Origin of the sequence: Curtobacterium sp. MCBA15_016 (assembly GCF_001865105.1) — a bacterium.
Taxonomy (GTDB): Bacteria; Actinomycetota; Actinomycetes; order Actinomycetales; family Microbacteriaceae; genus Curtobacterium.
On sequence record NZ_MJGR01000075.1, the window covers coordinates 1 to 296 of the forward strand.

The following is a 296-nucleotide window of genomic DNA, read 5'->3' on the forward strand; positions in this document are numbered from 1 at the left end:
TCCTAGGCATTACTCACCCGTCCGCCGCTCGACGCCCATTAACGTCACCCGAAGGATCAGATAGACTCGTTTCCGCTCGACTTGCATGTGTTAGGCCTGCCGCCAGCGTTCAATCTGAGCCATGATCAAACTCTTCAATTTAAGATTTTGTGACTCAACGAATACTGACTTCAAAACTATTCTTTATAAATAAAGAGTGTAATTCTAAAGCTATTACCATTCCAACAGAATGGTAATGAATTGACTGTGCCGAATAACTACAAGTAGTTAAACGTATTGGTCACTCAGTTCATTGA

At 41.9% G+C, this 296-nt stretch carries 1 rRNA gene; it reads right to left on the minus strand.

Features of this window, described 5'->3' with window-relative positions:
* A 16S ribosomal RNA gene (locus BIV03_RS18135) occupies positions 1–141 on the minus strand; the annotation flags it as partial.
* Between the last annotated feature and the right edge of the window lie 155 nt (positions 142–296).